This window comes from Pseudomonas sp. NFR16, from assembly GCF_900108875.1.
Classification (GTDB): domain Bacteria; phylum Pseudomonadota; class Gammaproteobacteria; order Pseudomonadales; family Pseudomonadaceae; genus Aquipseudomonas.
In genome coordinates this window covers 250,731-267,639 of sequence record NZ_FNYJ01000004.1, presented here as the reverse complement: position 1 = coordinate 267,639, position 16,909 = coordinate 250,731, and the positions used below count along the sequence as shown (strand labels likewise).

General features: G+C 60.2%; 13 protein-coding genes and 1 pseudogene. 2 read left to right on the top strand and 12 right to left on the bottom strand.

Annotated features, from left to right (window positions below):
- Positions 1 to 136 precede the first annotated feature (136 nt).
- Complete coding sequence (locus BMZ10_RS17290) at positions 137 to 955, top strand: hypothetical protein (protein ID WP_093464858.1); 819 nt, start codon at positions 137 to 139, stop codon at positions 953 to 955.
- A gap of 37 nt (positions 956 to 992) precedes the next feature.
- Entirely contained in the window at positions 993 to 1,664 is a 672-nt protein-coding gene (locus BMZ10_RS17285; RefSeq protein ID WP_177182150.1) for a hypothetical protein, read from the top strand.
- A 28-nt stretch (positions 1,665 to 1,692) separates the two neighbouring features.
- On the opposite strand, the pseudogene BMZ10_RS17280 reads toward BMZ10_RS17285, so the two are convergent.
- The 12 genes and pseudogenes from BMZ10_RS17280 to BMZ10_RS17225 all read right to left on the bottom strand — a co-directional run.
- Positions 1,693 to 2,262: pseudogene (locus BMZ10_RS17280) on the bottom strand (MarC family protein); the annotation flags it as partial.
- Between the two features lie 66 nt (positions 2,263 to 2,328).
- Positions 2,329 to 5,124 (bottom strand): hybrid sensor histidine kinase/response regulator, encoded by a 2,796-nt coding sequence (locus tag BMZ10_RS17275; RefSeq protein ID WP_093464853.1) that lies wholly within the window; start codon positions 5,122 to 5,124, stop codon positions 2,329 to 2,331.
- Between the two features lie 99 nt (positions 5,125 to 5,223).
- A complete protein-coding gene (purD, locus tag BMZ10_RS17270; protein ID WP_093464850.1) occupies positions 5,224 to 6,519 on the bottom strand; it encodes a phosphoribosylamine--glycine ligase in 1,296 nt (431 codons plus the stop codon).
- A 160-nt stretch (positions 6,520 to 6,679) separates the two neighbouring features.
- Positions 6,680 to 8,287 (bottom strand): bifunctional phosphoribosylaminoimidazolecarboxamide formyltransferase/IMP cyclohydrolase, encoded by a 1,608-nt coding sequence (gene purH, locus BMZ10_RS17265; protein ID WP_093464847.1) that lies wholly within the window; start codon positions 8,285 to 8,287, stop codon positions 6,680 to 6,682.
- A 74-nt stretch (positions 8,288 to 8,361) separates the two neighbouring features.
- Positions 8,362 to 8,682, bottom strand: a complete 321-nt coding sequence (fis, locus tag BMZ10_RS17260; protein ID WP_007907419.1) for a DNA-binding transcriptional regulator Fis — start codon at positions 8,680 to 8,682, stop codon at positions 8,362 to 8,364.
- Complete coding sequence (dusB, locus tag BMZ10_RS17255; RefSeq protein ID WP_093464844.1) at positions 8,679 to 9,692, bottom strand: tRNA dihydrouridine synthase DusB; 1,014 nt, start codon at positions 9,690 to 9,692, stop codon at positions 8,679 to 8,681. Before dusB ends, fis begins: the two co-directional genes overlap by 4 nt.
- A 282-nt stretch (positions 9,693 to 9,974) precedes the next feature.
- A complete protein-coding gene (locus BMZ10_RS17250; protein ID WP_093464838.1) occupies positions 9,975 to 11,339 on the bottom strand; it encodes a DUF3426 domain-containing protein in 1,365 nt (454 codons plus the stop codon).
- 55 nt (positions 11,340 to 11,394) lie between these two features.
- Positions 11,395 to 12,273: a 50S ribosomal protein L11 methyltransferase gene (gene prmA / locus BMZ10_RS17245; protein WP_093464835.1), complete on the bottom strand. Its 879-nt coding sequence runs from the start codon at positions 12,271 to 12,273 to the stop codon at positions 11,395 to 11,397.
- Positions 12,274 to 12,577: 304 nt separating this feature from the next.
- Positions 12,578 to 13,942, bottom strand: coding sequence for an acetyl-CoA carboxylase biotin carboxylase subunit (gene accC, locus BMZ10_RS17240; RefSeq protein WP_093464832.1), 1,365 nt, complete (start codon positions 13,940 to 13,942; stop codon positions 12,578 to 12,580).
- Positions 13,943 to 13,959: 17 nt separating this feature from the next.
- Complete coding sequence (gene accB / locus BMZ10_RS17235) at positions 13,960 to 14,421, bottom strand: acetyl-CoA carboxylase biotin carboxyl carrier protein (RefSeq protein WP_093464829.1); 462 nt, start codon at positions 14,419 to 14,421, stop codon at positions 13,960 to 13,962.
- Positions 14,422 to 14,501: 80 nt separating this feature from the next.
- Entirely contained in the window at positions 14,502 to 14,954 is a 453-nt protein-coding gene (gene aroQ, locus BMZ10_RS17230; RefSeq protein WP_074751988.1) for a type II 3-dehydroquinate dehydratase, read from the bottom strand.
- Positions 14,955 to 15,106: 152 nt separating this feature from the next.
- Complete coding sequence (locus BMZ10_RS17225; protein ID WP_177182149.1) at positions 15,107 to 16,909, bottom strand: protein-disulfide reductase DsbD; 1,803 nt, start codon at positions 16,907 to 16,909, stop codon at positions 15,107 to 15,109.

The window sequence follows — 16,909 nt, the reverse complement described above, 5'->3', positions numbered from 1 at the left end:
CATGAACCGCGTCAGTAGGCAGGAATAGCGGCAGGAGTCTGCTAAAAATTGGTCACATGTGGAGGGTGGAGTGAACGGGCGGTGCTTGTTAGCTTGAGCCCTCCCATGAAGGGCAATCTGCTAAAAGGACTTTCCTATGATTCACACTTTGTACGACCGCCAGCCTTTGAACCTCAACACTTCCGTTCACCCATCAGTCCTGGATTCAATCGATGCAATTCCGCCAGTCGGGCACCTGAGCCCTGACCTTGATTCCGCAGTGAGCAGCGCTGCGCAAAGCGCGCTCGTCGCGCCAGAACATCTCATCATTTTCAGTGGAAACCTGTCTGCGGAGCATAAGGACTACGTCACTAACTCACTGCTTTATTCGGACCTGGCCGCGGCTCATCGAACCCGTAAGATTGCCAACCTCTCCGAACGCCGCAAGGTCTGGTACAAGGACAAGACCGAGATCATGAAGGGCCTGGGTTGGGCGGGTTTCGCGGACTCCATGCGCGCGCATTCCGCAAGCTCGCGCAAATTCACCATGGACCAGGTCGGCCTGGAAATCCTCGCCAACGCGCTCGCGGCGGCTGCTGTGCCAGGCATATCCACTACGGTGTTGCTGAATCTGGCGTCAGATGCGATCAAAGCCCTGCGTCAGGGCGGCGAGCCGCTTCGTCTGTTCCAGAAAGAGTCCCGTACTCATCAGGATGGAAAATTCAACATCGCTGTCTGCATGGAGTCACCAGAGGGCGACGTGGTACTGGTCAGCACTAATATCTACTTCATCACTTCCCACAGTGTCTCGAACGTTCTGTTCTGGGAGTGGCAGTCGAGCGACGTGGATGTGGCGTCGGCGGGTGACAAGCTGGTGCTCAACGAAGGGCGTTTTCAAAGAGGCAAGCAGAGACTGGCCGATCGCCTGGATGACTACATGTTCAATCACATCCTGAGCCTGCCGCTGGGCGACTGAGTTTTGCGAGCGCATGGTGCCTGCCACCGGCTGGCCCATGCGCCTTCTTTGCCGATCACCAGGAAGGTGTGCAATGGCGTCACAGCGCGTGGAAGCCGCGGTTGCTTACGGTAATCTCCTGACCTTTTCCCCCGACATCTCGGCCGAGGAGAAAAGCTCGATTCTGAACGTGATCGCAGTGGCAGACATGGCGGCCAGCAATATGTACGACAGGGACGAATCCTGGACGGTCTGGATGCACATCTACACCCAGCGGCTCGCTGCTTACGGCCTGCAGCGCACCAGCTTCATTACCCCGGAATCCAGAGTCCTCGGTCATCCAGACGACTGGGCCGACGAGCTGTTTCAGATCGTGGGCTCTTACGGGTCGGGACAACTTGCTCAGATGGTCCGCAGGTGTTTTTCCGCCGCCCGGTTGAATCGCACCGTAAGCGCTTTTTTCGATCACTCGGCCGTGGCAGGGAAAGGGCGATTTTTGCAGCTGGCGCCCTGCGAAAAAACCGCTGCCGGAGAAGTCGTGGTGCTGATGTGCGGCGTTTATTTGAGTTTCAATACCGATGCGGTGCACGTCGGTGGCAAGCGGGTGATTTTGCACGTCAAAGGGGGCCGGTATGTGCTCAATCGAGACATTAACCAAGGGCGGCGCGACGAGTTGGCGCGCTACCTCGGCAATCGGCTCGAGCACGTGCTTTCCCGCGCTCTGGTGTGAACCTACGGCAGCAGATAGCCCCTGATGCCGTGAAGATGATCTGTGCAGCCAGGGCGCAGACGAACAGCCCCATCAGTCGGCTGACGATTTGCAGTCCCTGGTCGCCGAGGATGCGCTCGATGCTGTTGGACAGGTACAGCACGACGCCGACGGTCAGGCTGGCCAGCGCGATACTGATGATGGCCGTGAGCTTGTCATCCCAGTGAGGCTGGCTCACGCCCATGACCAGCAACGCCCCGATGGTCCCGGGCCCTACCGTGATAGGAATGGTAAGCGGAACGATCGCCACGTCCTGCTGAACGTTGTCGGTCTGGACCCCTGATTTGCCTTGTGCCATGCCCAGTGCGGAAATGAACAGCACACTGCCGGCGCCGATTCGGAAGGCGTCGGCGGTAATGCCGAAGACGCTGAAGATCACGCGCCCGAAGAGGTACAGCAACACGCTGGAGACCAAGGTAGCGAGAGCGATTTTCCACGCCAGCTGACGACGCTCCTTACGTGAGTATCCGCGGCTCAGGGTGATGAAACAGGAGAGGACGAAGAATGGGCTGTAGAGCACCAGCATCTTCAGGTAAACGCTGAACAGCACGTGAAGCATGGTTTTGGCTCATCGCGGCAGACTGGGACGGGGGCAAGTCTATCAGGCGCTACCGACAGTTGAGCGTCAGTTTTGCTGATAACGGTCTTCGTCGAGTGCCTGTCCGGCCGTCTGATTCAGGGCGCGTTGCTCGACCCAGTATTCCACCAACTCGCGCAACTGAGACAGTTCGACCGGTTTGGACATATGCCCGTCCATTCCTGACTGGCGCGCGCGGTCCTTGTGTTCGGCGAGGATATGCGCCGTCAGCGCGACCACGGGTGTACGCGCTCGCTGGTTGCCTATCTCCCATGCGCGCAACTGCTGAGTCGCCGAGAAGCCATCGAGAACGGGCATTTCGCAGTCCATCAGCACCAGGTCATAGCGCTGGGCTTTCATGGCGCTGAGGGCTTCTTCGCCATTGCTGGCAGTGTCGGGCTGCAGGTTAAGCTTGCCGAGCATGCCGCGGATGACTTTGGTGGAGATGCTGTTGTCCTCGGCCACCAGAATCCTGAAATCCGAAGGCACGTCGACTTCGTTGTTCACGGCCGCAGCAGGCGGGTAGGTCGCGTTGCCTTTGTTGCGCTGGTTCAACTCATCGGCCAGCGTGGTCTTCAGGGTATAGCCTGCCACCGGTTTGGCGAGAATGCGCTTCACCCCGGCATTGCGGGCGATAACCTTGCTTGGCGCGTTGCTGATGCCCGTCAGCATGATCAGCAGGATGTCGTGGTTGAGACTCGGGTCTTCCTTGATCTTCGCGGCCAGTTGCATGCCGGTCATGCCGGGCATGTTCTGATCGAGCAGCACGATGTCGAAATAATCCCGCAGGTGGGCCTTGGTTCTGAGCAGCGCCAGCGCTTCCTTGCCCGACGGCACGGCGCTGACATTCAGGCCCCAGGCACTGCATTGTTGCACCAGCACTTTACGGCACGTGTCGTTATCGTCGACCACCAGCACCCGCGCGCCCTTGAGCGGGCTGTCCAGGTCCGCTGCCGGCTGCTCCAGACGTTCAGCGTCCAGCGGCAGGCTCAACCACAGCGTACTGCCCTGATTGGTGCCGCTCTGAATACCGAATTCGCCGTTCATCAGCAGGATCAACTGCCGGGCAATCACCAGCCCGAGATGGCCGCCGACTTTACTGGCGGCCAGGAAGTTCTTGCTGTGCAGTTCGGCGTGCAGCAGCGCGTCGCGTTCCTTGGGCGTCAGTGGTGTGCCGCTGTCCTGTACGGCGATGCGAAGGCGCGGTTTTCCGCCGCGTGAATCGAGGGCGACGACCAACAGAATCTCGCCCTCGTCAGTCTTCTTTAACGCGTTCTCCAGCAAGCTGAGCAAGGTCTGTCGCAGGCGCGTGGGGTCACCGCTGATCACCCTCGGGACCTGAGGCTGGATGAAACTGATCAGCTCGACACTCTGCTGCTCGGCCTTGGCGCGGAAGATACTCAGGCAATCTTCGATCATGGCATTGAGATCGAACTGAACGTCATCCAGTTCGATCTGCCCCGATTCAAGCTTGGTGATGTCGAGGATCTCGTTGATGAGCGTCAGCAGTTCGTTACCGGCGCTATGGATCGTCTGCACGTAATCGCGCTGTTTGACGGAGAGCGGCGTGCCCAGAAGCAATTCGGTCATCCCGAGCACGCCGTTCATGGGCGTGCGGATCTCGTGACTGATCTTGGCCAGGAACTCCGCTTTGGCGTTGATCTCGGCAGTGCTGGCCGCCAGTTCGCGGCTGATGCTGAAATTGTTTTCGGTGATGCTGCGATGGCGCTCACTCAGGGCAATGCTCATCAGCAGGCCGCAGAGACAGAAGACGGCCAGCACAGCAATGATCAACGTCTGCGCCGCGATGCTCGTCAGCCACAGCATCGCGGGCAGTATCACCAGATTGCCCAAGGTGAACACGATCATTGCGATGACAAATGGACGCGCAGGTGAATAGCCCTTTTGCAGGTGGAAGACCGAAACCAGCGTAATCGTCACGGTCGTCAGCGCTACCAGCAGGAAGGTCAGAATATTCAGGGGCAGGGTGTCGACGAACAGCACCAGCAGTGCGCCGAAGCCGACGATCAACAGCACGCTCATCAACAGGCGATTAAGTGCTTCGACGCCACGCTGAACGAAGAAACAATAGGCGAACATCAGGCCGGTGGCAGCGGCGAGCAGCAACGCGAGGTGTGCGCTGGGCGTCTGTGCCAGATGCCAGTGAGGCAACCAGGGCGCCTGCAGGTTGAGCAACAGCAGCGCGCTGAGCCCCAAAAATGTTTCGCAGGCCGCCAGCCAAAGGCTGCTGACCGATCGCGACTGGGCGAAGCGCGTGATGTTCTGCACGATCAGCATCGCCAGGGAGCCAAAGAAAAGCCCCAGCAGCAGCGGGCGTCGTTCGTCCGCCGCGCTGGAGACGGCTGATTCCAGCGAAATATTGGGACGCAGCTCCTGCTCGGATTTCAGCCGCAGATACACATCCAGCGGTTTGTCGCTGAGCGGGACCGGGAGCAGGAAGTCCACGGAAGATAACGGTTGCGCCTCGCGCGGCACCTTGTTGCCGGAACGTGAATGGCCGACCAGGCTGTCGCCTTCGAGTACATACATGTCCACGGTGGCGAGGTCAGGCGCGAAGATGCGCACCAGTTTTTCGTGATTCGAGGGAGCCAGGCGGTAACGCAGCCAGAGTGCGGCGTCACGCTCGGTAGCGCGAACCTTGTCGAGCTCCACCGGGCTGAATTGGGAATCGTAATGGGAGGAGCGGATGTCGCTGAGTTGCAGGTTCGCCTGATCGTCGACAAGCGCTGACCATCCTGCGCTGACCTCGGCCGATGCCGATGATATCCAGAGCAGGGTCAGCAGGGTGACTGTCAAACGTGTGGCAATCCTGAGCCAGCGCACGGCGAAATCCCTTCGTGAATGAAGCCAGTTAACTCTGGAGGCCACCGCAGGCGCGAGCAGTCATCTCCGATAATAGAGGATGACTGCCCGAACCGAGACTTACTCCAGATGTTCGCCGCGTTCCCGGGCAATGGCACGGTAGCCAATGTCCTTGCGGTAGAAACAACCTTGCCAGTCAATCTTTGCAGCCAGTTCGTACGCGTGTTTCTGAGCGTCGCCTACGCTGTCGCCCAGCGCAGTCGCGCACAGAACCCGACCACCCGAAGTCACGACCTGACCGTCTTTCAGAGCGGTACCGGCGTGAAACACTTTGCCCGACAGCTGGGCTGCCGCATCCAGACCATTGATCTGCTCACCCTTCGCGTAATCGCCAGGGTAGCCGCCTGCGGCCAGTACGATTCCTAGGCTTGGGCGTGGATCCCACTGGGCTTCGATGGTATCCAGCGTCTGCGCCAATGCTGCTTCGACCAGCTCGACCAGGCTCGACTGCAGGCGCAGCATGACCGGCTGGGTTTCAGGATCGCCAAAGCGGCAGTTAAATTCGATGACTTTCGGATTGCCTGCCTTGTCGATCATCAACCCAGCATAGAGGAAGCCGGTGTAAACGTTGCCTTCGTCGGCCATGCCTCTGACGGTCGGCCAGATGACCTGGTCCATCACGCGCTGATGCACATCGGCGGTCACGACCGGAGCAGGGGAGTAGGCGCCCATGCCGCCGGTATTCGGGCCGCTGTCGCCATCGCCGACACGTTTATGGTCCTGGCTGGTGGCCATTGGCAACACGTTCTTGCCATCCACCATGACGATGAAGCTGGCTTCTTCGCCATCGAGGAATTCCTCGATCACGACGCGTGAGCCGGCATCACCAAAGGCGTTGCCGGCGAGCATGTCGCGCACGGCTTCTTCGGCTTCCTGGAGCGTCATGGCGACGATGACGCCTTTACCCGCAGCAAGGCCATCGGCCTTGATCACGATCGGCGCGCCTTTTTCACGCAGATAAGCCAGGGCAGGCTCGATCTCGGTGAAGTTCTGGTAGTCGGCGGTCGGGATCTTGTGACGCGCCAGGAAATCCTTGGTGAACGCCTTCGAACCTTCCAGCTGCGCTGCGCCCTGGGTCGGGCCGAAGCATTTCAATCCACGGGCGCGGAACAGGTCCACGACACCGGCGACCAACGGGACTTCCGGACCGACGATGGTCAGCGCGACGTTCTTTTCGGCGAAGTCAGCCAGTTGTTCCAGCGCAAGGACGTCGATGGCGACGTTCTCGCACTTGGCTTCAATGGCGGTGCCAGCGTTGCCCGGCGCGACGAAGACCTTCTCGACACGAGCGTCCTGCGCGACTTTCCAGGCCAGGGCGTGTTCACGGCCACCGCTGCCGATGATCAAAACATTCATTTCAAAAACCTCGATGACGCTAATTCTGTGAGGGCGTTCGCCTGAGTGGCGGCGAAAACCTGTAGGAGTGTGCTTGCACGCGATTCAATCAGCGCGGCGTTTCAGATGCACCGCGTGATAGCCATCGCGGTCAAGCGCGCTCCTACAAAACCGTTTCGTATCAGTGACGGAAATGACGCATGCCCGTGAACACCATTGCAATCCCGGCTTCATCGGCAGCGGCAATCACTTCGTTGTCACGCATCGAGCCGCCTGGCTGGATCACCGCAGTGATGCCGACCTTGGCCGCGTTGTCGATGCCATCACGGAACGGGAAGAATGCGTCCGATGCCATGACCGCGCCCTGAACCTGCAGGCCGGCGTGCTCAGCCTTGATGGCTGCAATGCGCGCAGAGTTCACACGGCTCATCTGGCCAGCGCCGACGCCGATGGTCTGGCGATTCTTGGCGTAGACGATGGCGTTGGATTTGACGTACTTGGCCACTTTCCACGCGAAGATCAGGTCATGGATTTCCTGCTCGGTTGGCGCGCGTTTGGTCACGACTTTCAGGTCGTCCGCGGTGATCATGCCGATGTCGCGGCTTTGCACCAGCAGGCCGCCGTTGACACGTTTGTAGTCCCAGGCCGGGGCGCGCTCGGCATCCCACTGGCCGCTGGTCAGCAGACGCACGTTGGCTTTGCTGGCGACGATGGCCTGGGCTTCGACGCTGACGCTCGGGGCGATGATCACTTCGACGAACTGGCGCTCGACGATGGCCTTGGCGGTCTCGGCATCCAGTTCACGGTTGAAGGCAATGATGCCGCCGAATGCTGACTCGCTGTCGGTGGCGTAGGCCAGTTCGTACGCCTGGCGAATGCCGCCTTCAGCGTCAGGGCTGACCGCCACGCCGCACGGGTTGGCGTGCTTGACGATGACGCATGCCGGTTTGACGAAGCTCTTCACGCACTCGAGCGCCGCGTCGGTATCGGCGACGTTGTTGTAGGACAGTTCCTTGCCTTGCAACTGAGTCGCGGTGGCGATGCCGACTTCGGCCGGTTTGGCTTCGACGTAGAACGCCGCGCTCTGATGCGGGTTCTCGCCGTAGCGCATTTCCTGCGCCTTGATGAACTGGGTGTTGAAGGTGCGCGGGAACTCGCTGCGGCTTTCGGTCGACAGGGTTTCAGCGCTCTGATCGACGCTGCCCAGGTAGTTGGCGATCATGCCGTCGTAGGCCGCAGTGTGTTCGAAGGCCTTGAGCATCAGGTCGAAACGCTGAGCGTAGGTCAGGCCGCCAGCCTTGAGGCTTTCCAGCACTTGGCCGTAATCGCTGGCGTTGACCACGATGGCGACGTCTTTGTGGTTTTTTGCAGCCGAACGGACCATGGTCGGGCCACCGATGTCGATGTTCTCGATGGCGGTCGGCAGGTCGCAGCCTGGCTTGGAAACAGTCGCTTCGAACGGATAGAGGTTGACGGCAACCAGGTCGATCGGCTTGATGCCGTGTTCGGCCATGATGGCGTCGTCGGTGCCGCGACGGCCCAGGATGCCGCCGTGGATTTTCGGATGCAGGGTCTTGACGCGACCGTCCATCATTTCTGCGAAGCCGGTGTAATCCGCGACTTCTACCGCTGCGACGCCGTTGTCCTTGAGCAGCTTGAAGGTACCGCCGGTGGAAAGGATCTCGACGCCGAGGGCTTCGAGTTCACGGGCGAATTCAAGGATCCCGGTCTTGTCGGATACGCTGATCAAGGCGCGGCGGATCGGCAGGCGGGTAGTCTGGTCGGTCATCTCAACTTCCATCAAAAGCAAAAGAATTCAGCAAAAAAGCGACCCGGTCAGGTCGCTTTTTGTGTTTTGGATGCTTACAGCAGATCGTACTGCTTGAGTTTCTTGCGCAGGGTGCCACGGTTCAGCCCCAGCAGCTCGGACGCCTTGGTCTGGTTGCCCTTGACGTAGTTCATCACGCACTCGAGCAACGGCGCTTCGACTTCCGAGAGCACAAGGTTGTAGACATCAGTGACGGCAGCACCTTCAAGGTGAGCGAAATAATTGTGCAACGCCTTCTCGACGCTTCCGCGCAGGGTCTGGCCCTCTTCGCTTGGCGTATTCAGGTGTTGTTTCAAATTGACGTTGTCGCTCACGGGCGTTGTTCCACTCACTAAAGTCTCTGTCATCATCGTCATGCGGCCACCTCTTCTTCGTTCCCTGCTCCCGGGCTTTTATCGCGTTGGGAGAAGAACTCCCGAACGTTGGCGCACTGTGCTTCCGTATCTTCCAAACGATTGAAATGGGCGCGAAACTCCCTGGCGCCCGGCAAGGTTGCGAGATACCAGCCGACATGCTTGCGTGCGATCCGCACGCCCATCACATCGCCATAGAACGTGTGGAGCCCGGCCAGATGCTCTAGCAGAATGCGTTCCACTTCACCCATTGGCAGCGCAGGAAGCTTCTCCCCGGTGCGCAGGTAATGTTCTATCTCGCGAAAAATCCATGGGCGCCCCTGGGCGGCCCGGCCAATCAACAACCCGTCTGCGCCGGTCGCGTCGAGGACGTGCCGGGCTTTTTCCGGTGAATCGATGTCGCCATTGGCAAATACCGGAATCGACACCGCCTGCTTGATCGCCGCAATCGTGTCGTACTCGGCTTCACCGGTGTAGAGATCCGCGCGGGTCCGGCCATGTACCGCCAATGCCTGTATTCCGGCTTGTTCGGCGATCCGGGCGACCGTCAGACCATTTTTGTTCGCCCGGTCCCAGCCGGTGCGAATCTTCAGGGTGACCGGTACCTCGACTGCTGCAACCACTGCATGCAGGATTTCGGTCACCAACTGTTCATCTTTCAACAGTGCGGACCCAGCGGCCTTGTTGCAGACCTTCTTTGCCGGACAGCCCATGTTGATATCGATGATCTGTGCGCCAAGTTCGACGTTGGCACGTGCTGCATCCGCAAGCATCTGCGGGTCTCCGCCGGCGATCTGGACCGAGCGTGGCTCGGGATCACCTTCGTGAATCATGCGCAGCCGGGATTTGCGGCTGTTCCACAGGCTCATGTCACTGGTGACCATTTCCGAGACCACGAGGCCCGCGCCGAGCTGGCGGCAAAGCTGCCGGAAGGGCTGGTCGGTGACGCCCGCCATGGGGGCGAGGATCAAGCCGTTTTGCAATGTGTATGGGCCGATGCGTACCGCCGACATAGGGTGACCTGTTGTGGGGCCGAATCACGAGGTCTGGTCCGAAAAGTGCTTCTGCACCCAATCAGACGGGACCCAGAGTATGAAAAAGGGTGGGCATGATACCCGCTCTCGATGACTGGATAAAGGCTGAATTGGATAAAATCTGAACAGCTGCTTTCTTATCGCGAACAGTTAGGTTCGGGTGCGCATTGTCATAAAACTGTCGTCGGATTTCGGTCGGCTCTGGCCCGATCGCGCTGCCGCATTTCAGTGCGCGGGATCGGCAACCACCAAGGCTGGATTTTACTCCGGCGAGCGAAAACTCAAACTGTAATTCACCGCCTTCGCTCCCGGATCGAGAATGTCCAGCGCGATGTGGATAGGCGTCTGCGGCGGCATTTCGTCCTTGCCGGCAAGTTCGCCACTCAGGTATTCGCCGGGTTTGAACCGACGACTGGCAATCAGCTGACCACTGGCATCGGCAAATCGCAGTTCGAGCAACGGGAACGGCTGCGAGAACGATGCGCGATTGTAGATGATGGCGTCCACCACCAATGCGCCCTGGAATTCAGGATGGCTGCGCACCACCAGATTGCTGCTCTTGAGCAGCTTGATGTCGACTTTCGACGGGACCTTACAGCCCACTTCCGGGCAAATCTGCTGGAACCAGGGACGGTATTGATCCTGTCGCGCGAGCTCGTCGAAGTGATACCAGATGTACTGGCCCGCCAATGCCGCAAGGGCGATCAGTACCAACAACATCCACAGGAAGCGTCGGCCCCAGCGGGGCTTGGGTTTCTGCCAGGCGAGTTGCAGCGGGTCATCCGTCAGATCGAGCAACGCCGGATCGCGCAGCCCGGGTTCGCTTCGCCCACGCTTGCCGTGAGGCGGCTCTGGGGGGTCATCGCCTTCTTCGCCGTAATGGCGGTCTCGCCCGTCATCATCATCCAGAGCGGAAAATCGCTCGGAAACGTGCGGCTCGTCCGGCTCGGCATCGTTCTGCAACCGTTGAGCGTGGGCGGGCTCGTCGTCCAGGTCATCGTCAGGGGGCAATGAGAAGGAAGGCTCGGTGCGATGGTCTTCGTGCTCACCGACGTGCGGATCTGCCCGGTTTTCATAGAGGTCCGGCCCGTCGTGGTCTTCGATCACCTCGGCGCGCAGCTCTGGCAACTGGCTGACATCGTCGTGGCTGAGGCCCTGATCCCAGGATTCCTGGCCGACATCCGGCTCATCACGGCGTGCGCTTAATGACTCGACGGCGTCGTGATCGCGGGGCTGGCTCGCGCGCCCGAAGGATTCCGGCAGCTGGATTTCCCGCTGTTCGAGACGGGCGAGCTCTACGTCCAGATCATCCAGGTCAAGGCTGTCGAGGTCGACCGGGCGTGGGTCCTGCCTGACCGGCAACGGCGCGGGCGCAGCGACCACGACCGACTGCGGCGCAATGACTTCGGGCCTGGCCTCGACCGGCTCAGGCGGCGTCGTCCCTGATTCGGTGGTTTGAGCAGTGTTCTGCGCCCCGGCGCGTTGTTCCAGCAGTTGTCTGGCAGCGTTGAACACTTGCAGGCACGAGCCGCAGCGAACCATGCCTCGTGCCACGCTCAACTGGGCGTGGCTGACACGGAAGCTGGTCTGGCAATGCGGGCACTGAGTGACGAAACTGTCGGTCATGCGGGTATCCGGGGTTAACGAGCGCCTGAAATCGGGATCTTAAGGCAAATGGTTTCTAGCGACGACGACCGGTGATCCGCACCCAGCCATCGCGGTTGGCGATCGGGTCAAGGTCGAATGTGTCGGCATAGGCGGCAGCCACTTCATCGCCTTGCTCGGCAAGAATACCGGACAGCGCCAGGCGGCCACCGGGTTTGACCAGGCTGGCCAGCTGAGGTGCCAGCGAAACCAGCGGTCCGGCCAAAATATTCGCGACCAGCACGTCAGCCGGTTCTTGCGGCAGATCTTCAGGCAGGTACAGCGGGAATTTTTCCGGTGCGACATGGTTGCGTCCGGCATTGTCGCGAGAGGCTTCCAGCGCCTGCACATCGATGTCCGTGCCTATGGCATGCCTGGCGCCCAGCAGCAGCGCGGCGATGGCGAGAATGCCCGAGCCACAGCCGAAATCCAGCACGGTGCAGTCGCTCAGGTCCTGACCGTCGAGCCATTCCAGGCACAAGGCCGTGGTCGGGTGTGTACCAGTGCCGAAAGCCAGACCCGGGTCGAGCAGCAGATTGACTGCGTTCGGCTCAGGCGCGGCGTGCCAGCTGGGCACGATCCACAGGCGCTGGCCAAAACGCATCGGCTGGAAGTTGTCCATCCAGCTGCGTTCCCAGTCCTGATCTTCGATGACTTCGTGCGTATGTTCCGGCAGCTCAGCGCCTGTGAGCAGGGTCAGGTGGGCCAGCACCTGATCAGCGTTGGTGTCCGCTTCGAACAGCGCGAGCAAGTGAGTGTGGGACCACAGTGGCGTGGTGTTCAGCTCGGGTTCGAAGATCGGCTGGTCCTCGGCATCCATGAACGTGACCGATACAGCGCCGACTTCGAGAAGGGCGTCTTCGTAGGTTTCGGCTTGTTCTGGGCTGATGGCGAGACGGACTTGCAGCCAGGGCATGGCGGGTTACCTTCGAATTTTGAAAAGAATGAGCGGCGCAGCGCCACGAAAGACCGGCAAGTTTACGGGGTTCGCGAGGAAACAACAAAGTGGGTGTCGCGATCTGCGAGGTGCCTGTGATCTGGCGGGGTGGTGAACAGGCAGGACCGGCTTTAGCCGGGAAAGCGTCAGGCGTCATAACGCAAGGTTGATGTCGTCCACACAGGGGTATTCCCGGCTAAAGCCGGTCGTACGGGATCGCGCGACTCAAATACAACAAAGCCGCTCGAAAGCGGCTTTGTGGTCTGTGGCACGTGCTGGCGGATCAGTGCTTCTCGCCGGCCAGTTTGTGTTCCAGGTAGTGGATGTTGACGCCGCCTTTGCAGAAGCCTTCATCACGGGTCAGATCACGGTGCAGCGGAATGTTGGTCTTGATCCCGTCTACCACGATTTCGTCCAGGGCGTTGCGCATGCGCGCCATGGCTTCGTCGCGGTCTTTGCCCCAGGTGATCAGCTTGCCGATCAGCGAGTCGTAGTTCGGTGGAACCGCATAACCGCTGTACAGGTGCGAATCGACGCGAACGCCGTTGCCGCCCGGTGCGTGGAAATGCTTGACCGTGCCTGGGCTCGGCATGAAGGTTTTCGGGTCTTCGGCGTTGATCCGGCACTCAAGCGCGTGACCGTGAATCTTCACGTCATCCTGGGTGTACGACAGCGGATTGCCAGCGGCGATGCTGAGCATCTCCTTGACGATGTCGATGCCGGTGACCATTTCCGACACCGGGTGCTCGACCTGTACGCGGGTGTTCATTTCGATGAAATAGAACGCGCCGTTCTCGTAGAGGAATTCGAACGTACCGGCACCGCGGTAACCGATGTCGATGCACGCCTTGACGCAGCGAGCCAGCACTTCGGCGCGGGCTTTCTCGTCGATGCCCGGAGCCGGCGCTTCTTCAAGCACCTTCTGGTGGCGGCGTTGCAGCGAGCAGTCACGGTCGCCCAGGTGGATGGCGTGGCCCTGGCCATCGGACAGTACCTGAACTTCCACGTGACGTGGGTTGGTCAGGAACTTCTCCAGGTAGACCATCGGGTTGCCGAAGGCTGCACCCGCTTCGCTGCGGGTCAGTTTGGCCGAGGCGATCAGGTCCTCTTCCTTGTGCACCACGCGCATGCCGCGACCACCGCCGCCGCCAGCGGCCTTGATGATCACCGGGTAGCCGACCTTGCGGCCGATACGCAGCGCTTCTTCTTCGTCTTCCGGCAGCGGGCCGTCAGAGCCCGGAACGGTAGGCACGTTCGCTTTGATCATTGCGTCCTTGGCCGAAACCTTGTCGCCCATCAGGCGAATGGTGTCGGCTTTGGGGCCAATGAAGGCAAACCCGGATTTCTCGACCTGCTCGGCGAAATCGGCGTTTTCAGCCAGGAAGCCATAGCCAGGGTGGATCGCCGTGGCGCCGGTCACTTCAGCCGCCGCGATGATCGCCGGGATGTGCAGGTAGGACTGAGCAGCCGATGCCGGACCGATGCAGACGGATTCGTCGGCCAGACCCAGGTGCATCAGGTCCTTGTCAGCCTTGGAGTAAACGGCGACGGTCTTGATGCCCAGCTCTTTGCAGGCACGCAGGATCCGCAGGGCGATTTCACCGCGGTTGGCGATCAGAACTTTTTCCAACTTCGCAGGTTTCAACATCGTTGGCTCTCCGCGGTTCAAACGATGGTGAACAGCGGCTGGTCATACTCAACCGGCTGGCCGTCTTCGACGAGGATGGACTCGATCACGCCGCTGGTTTCGGCTTCGATGTGGTTCATCATTTTCATCGCTTCGACGATGCAAAGGGTGTCGCCTTTCTTCACGGTCTGGCCGACTTCAACGAAGGCTGGCGAGGATGGCGAAGCTTTGCGGTAGAACGTGCCGACCATTGGCGAGCGGGCAACGGTGCCGTTGAGCTTGGCAGCGGCTGGCGCTTCGGCAGCGGCAGCGGCGGCTGGCGCAGCGGCCGGAGCAGGTGCAGCAGGCGCTGCAACCGGGGCCGGCGCGTAGTACTGCTGTGCCGGAGTCTTGCTGTGACGGCTGATACGAACGGATTCTTCGCCTTCACGGATTTCCAGCTCGTCGATGCCAGACTCTTCCAGCAGTTCGATCAGTTTCTTGACTTTACGGATATCCATTAATCATCAACTCCCAGGGGACGGTCAGGGGTATTCGGTAGCCGGTTCAGGCTGTGTGGCTCAGTGCGAAACTGCGCCGTTCACGCCTTTGAACGGGTGGCCAGTTGTTCCAGGGCGGCCTCCAGGGCCAGTCGGTATCCGCTGGCGCCAAGGCCGCAGATCACTCCTACAGCGACATCTGAAAAGTAGGAGTGATGGCGGAAAGGTTCGCGTTTGTGCACGTTCGAGAGGTGCACTTCGATGAATGGGATGCTCACTCCCAGCAACGCGTCACGTATTGCAACACTTGTGTGAGTAAAAGCAGCCGGATTGATCAGGATGAAGTCCACGCCTTCATCGCGGGCAGCGTGAATGCGGTCGATCAATTCGTACTCGGCGTTGCTCTGCAGATACATCAGATGGTGACCGGCTTCGCGCGCACGCTTTTCCAGATCCTGGTTGATGTCGGCCAACGTGATCGAGCCATAGATGCCCGGTTCCCGGGTGCCCAGCAGGTTCAAGTTAGGTCCGTGAAGAACCAGAAAAGTCGCCATCGTGTGTTCCTTGTTGTGTGCGTTTTCGACGCTCGCATCAGATGCGAGCCGTTGATGCGCAGCGACTATGCCGGAAACCGCAATGGACTGTCCAGTTACCGGCAATATTCAGCACGATGTCCGATATTCACGCAAAGTTTGTGACTATGAGGCTAAATTTGGTCATTTGCTCTAGACAGGCGCTCAGAGAAGGCCTGAACGTCGATTTCGCCGACGACACGAACATTTTCCAGCTCGTTTCCATCTTTTCCGAAAAACAGCAGCGCGGGCGGTCCGAACAATTTGTAACGGTCGAGCAGCGCACGTTGCTCAGCATTGCTGTCCGTCATGTCAAAGCGAATCAGGCGAAACCCCGTAAGCTGGCTGACGATCTTCGGGTCCGGCAGCACGTCATGTTCGATCACTTTGCAACTGATGCACCAGTCGGCGTACCAGTCCACCAGCACCGGTTGTCCGGCGTTTTTCGAATCTTCGAGGATCTGTTCCAGCTCACTCGTCTTATTGATTGTCTGCCAACGGCCGGTCATATCCGGGGCGGAGGTCTGTGGTCCCGAGGCCACCTTGTCGTTGCCCAATGGGCGCAGCGGGTCGGTGCGCCCGCTCAGTGCGCCGTACCAGCAGGACAGAGCGTAGACCAGCAAAAACAGGCCCAGCAGTTGCGCAAGACGGCCACGGGTGGATTTTTCACCGAACTCCAGCGCACCCAGAAACAACGCAACGCCGGCCCAAAGCAGGCCGATCAGGAGCAAGGTCGCCGGGCCGGGAATGACCCGACTGAGCAAACCGATCGCCAGCGCCAGCAGTAAAACGCCAATCGCGTTTTTGACCGTGACCAGCCAAGGCCCGCTCTTCGGCAGCCAGGCCGCGCCACCCGTCGCGACCAGCACCAGCGGTGCGCCCATGCCCAGCCCGAGTGCGAACAGTTTCAGCGCGCCGCCCACGGTATCGCCGCTGGCACTTATATAAAGCAGCGCGCCCGCCAGCGGAGCCGAAACGCAAGGCGAAACCAGCAGACTCGAAACCACGCCCAGCACTGCGGCGCCCCACAGCGAGCCGCCCTGCGTGTTGCCGGCGATGCGGTCCAGGCGATCGTTCAGGGCGCGAGGCAGACGCAACTCGAACGCGCCGAACATGGCGATGGCGAATATCACGAAGAACAGCGAAAAAGGGACCAGCACCCAGGCCGATTGCAATCGCGCCTGCAAATTGAGGCTGGCGCCGAACATGCCCATCAGCGCGCCAAGCATGGCGAAACAGATCGCCATCGGCAGCACGTAAGCGAGTGAGAGCGAGAACCCGCGCAGGCCGCCAATCTGCCCGCGCAGTACGACGCCGGAAAGAATCGGCAGCATCGGCAACACGCACGGCGTGAATGTCAGACCGATTCCCGCGAGGAAAAACAGCGCGAGCTGTTTCCAGCTGAAGTCCGCCGTGCCTGCGCTCGGGGGCAGCGATACGTCGGCTTTGGCAGCGGTTGATCCCGCGATGCTCAGGCGTTCGGTTTCCGGCGGGTAGCACAGGCCTTTGTCGGCGCAACCCTGATAGGTCACCACCAGCGTGAAGGGGCGTGTGTCGCCAGCCTTGCGCGGCAGGTTGATGTCCAGAATGCCGTGATACACCTCGACATCGCCGAAGTACTCATCGTGCTTCTTCTCGCCGTCGGGTAACTGCGCCGCGCCCAGGCCAATGTCGGCCGGTTCGGTGCGGAATTGAAAGCGGTGGCGATACAGGTAATAGCCCTCGGTGGCGACGAATTGCAGCTTGATCGACTCGGCAGTGCTGTCGATGAGGTTCAGCTGGAATGCTTCACGGACCGGGAGAAAGTCCTTGCTGTTGTCGACGGCGCTGCCCAGTGCCGGGCTGCCGAACGTCGAGCCAGGCCTGTTATCCAGCAGACTCGCGCTGAAGGCGGGCAGGGCGAAGGTCAGCAATATCAGACAAAACAGGCGGCGCAT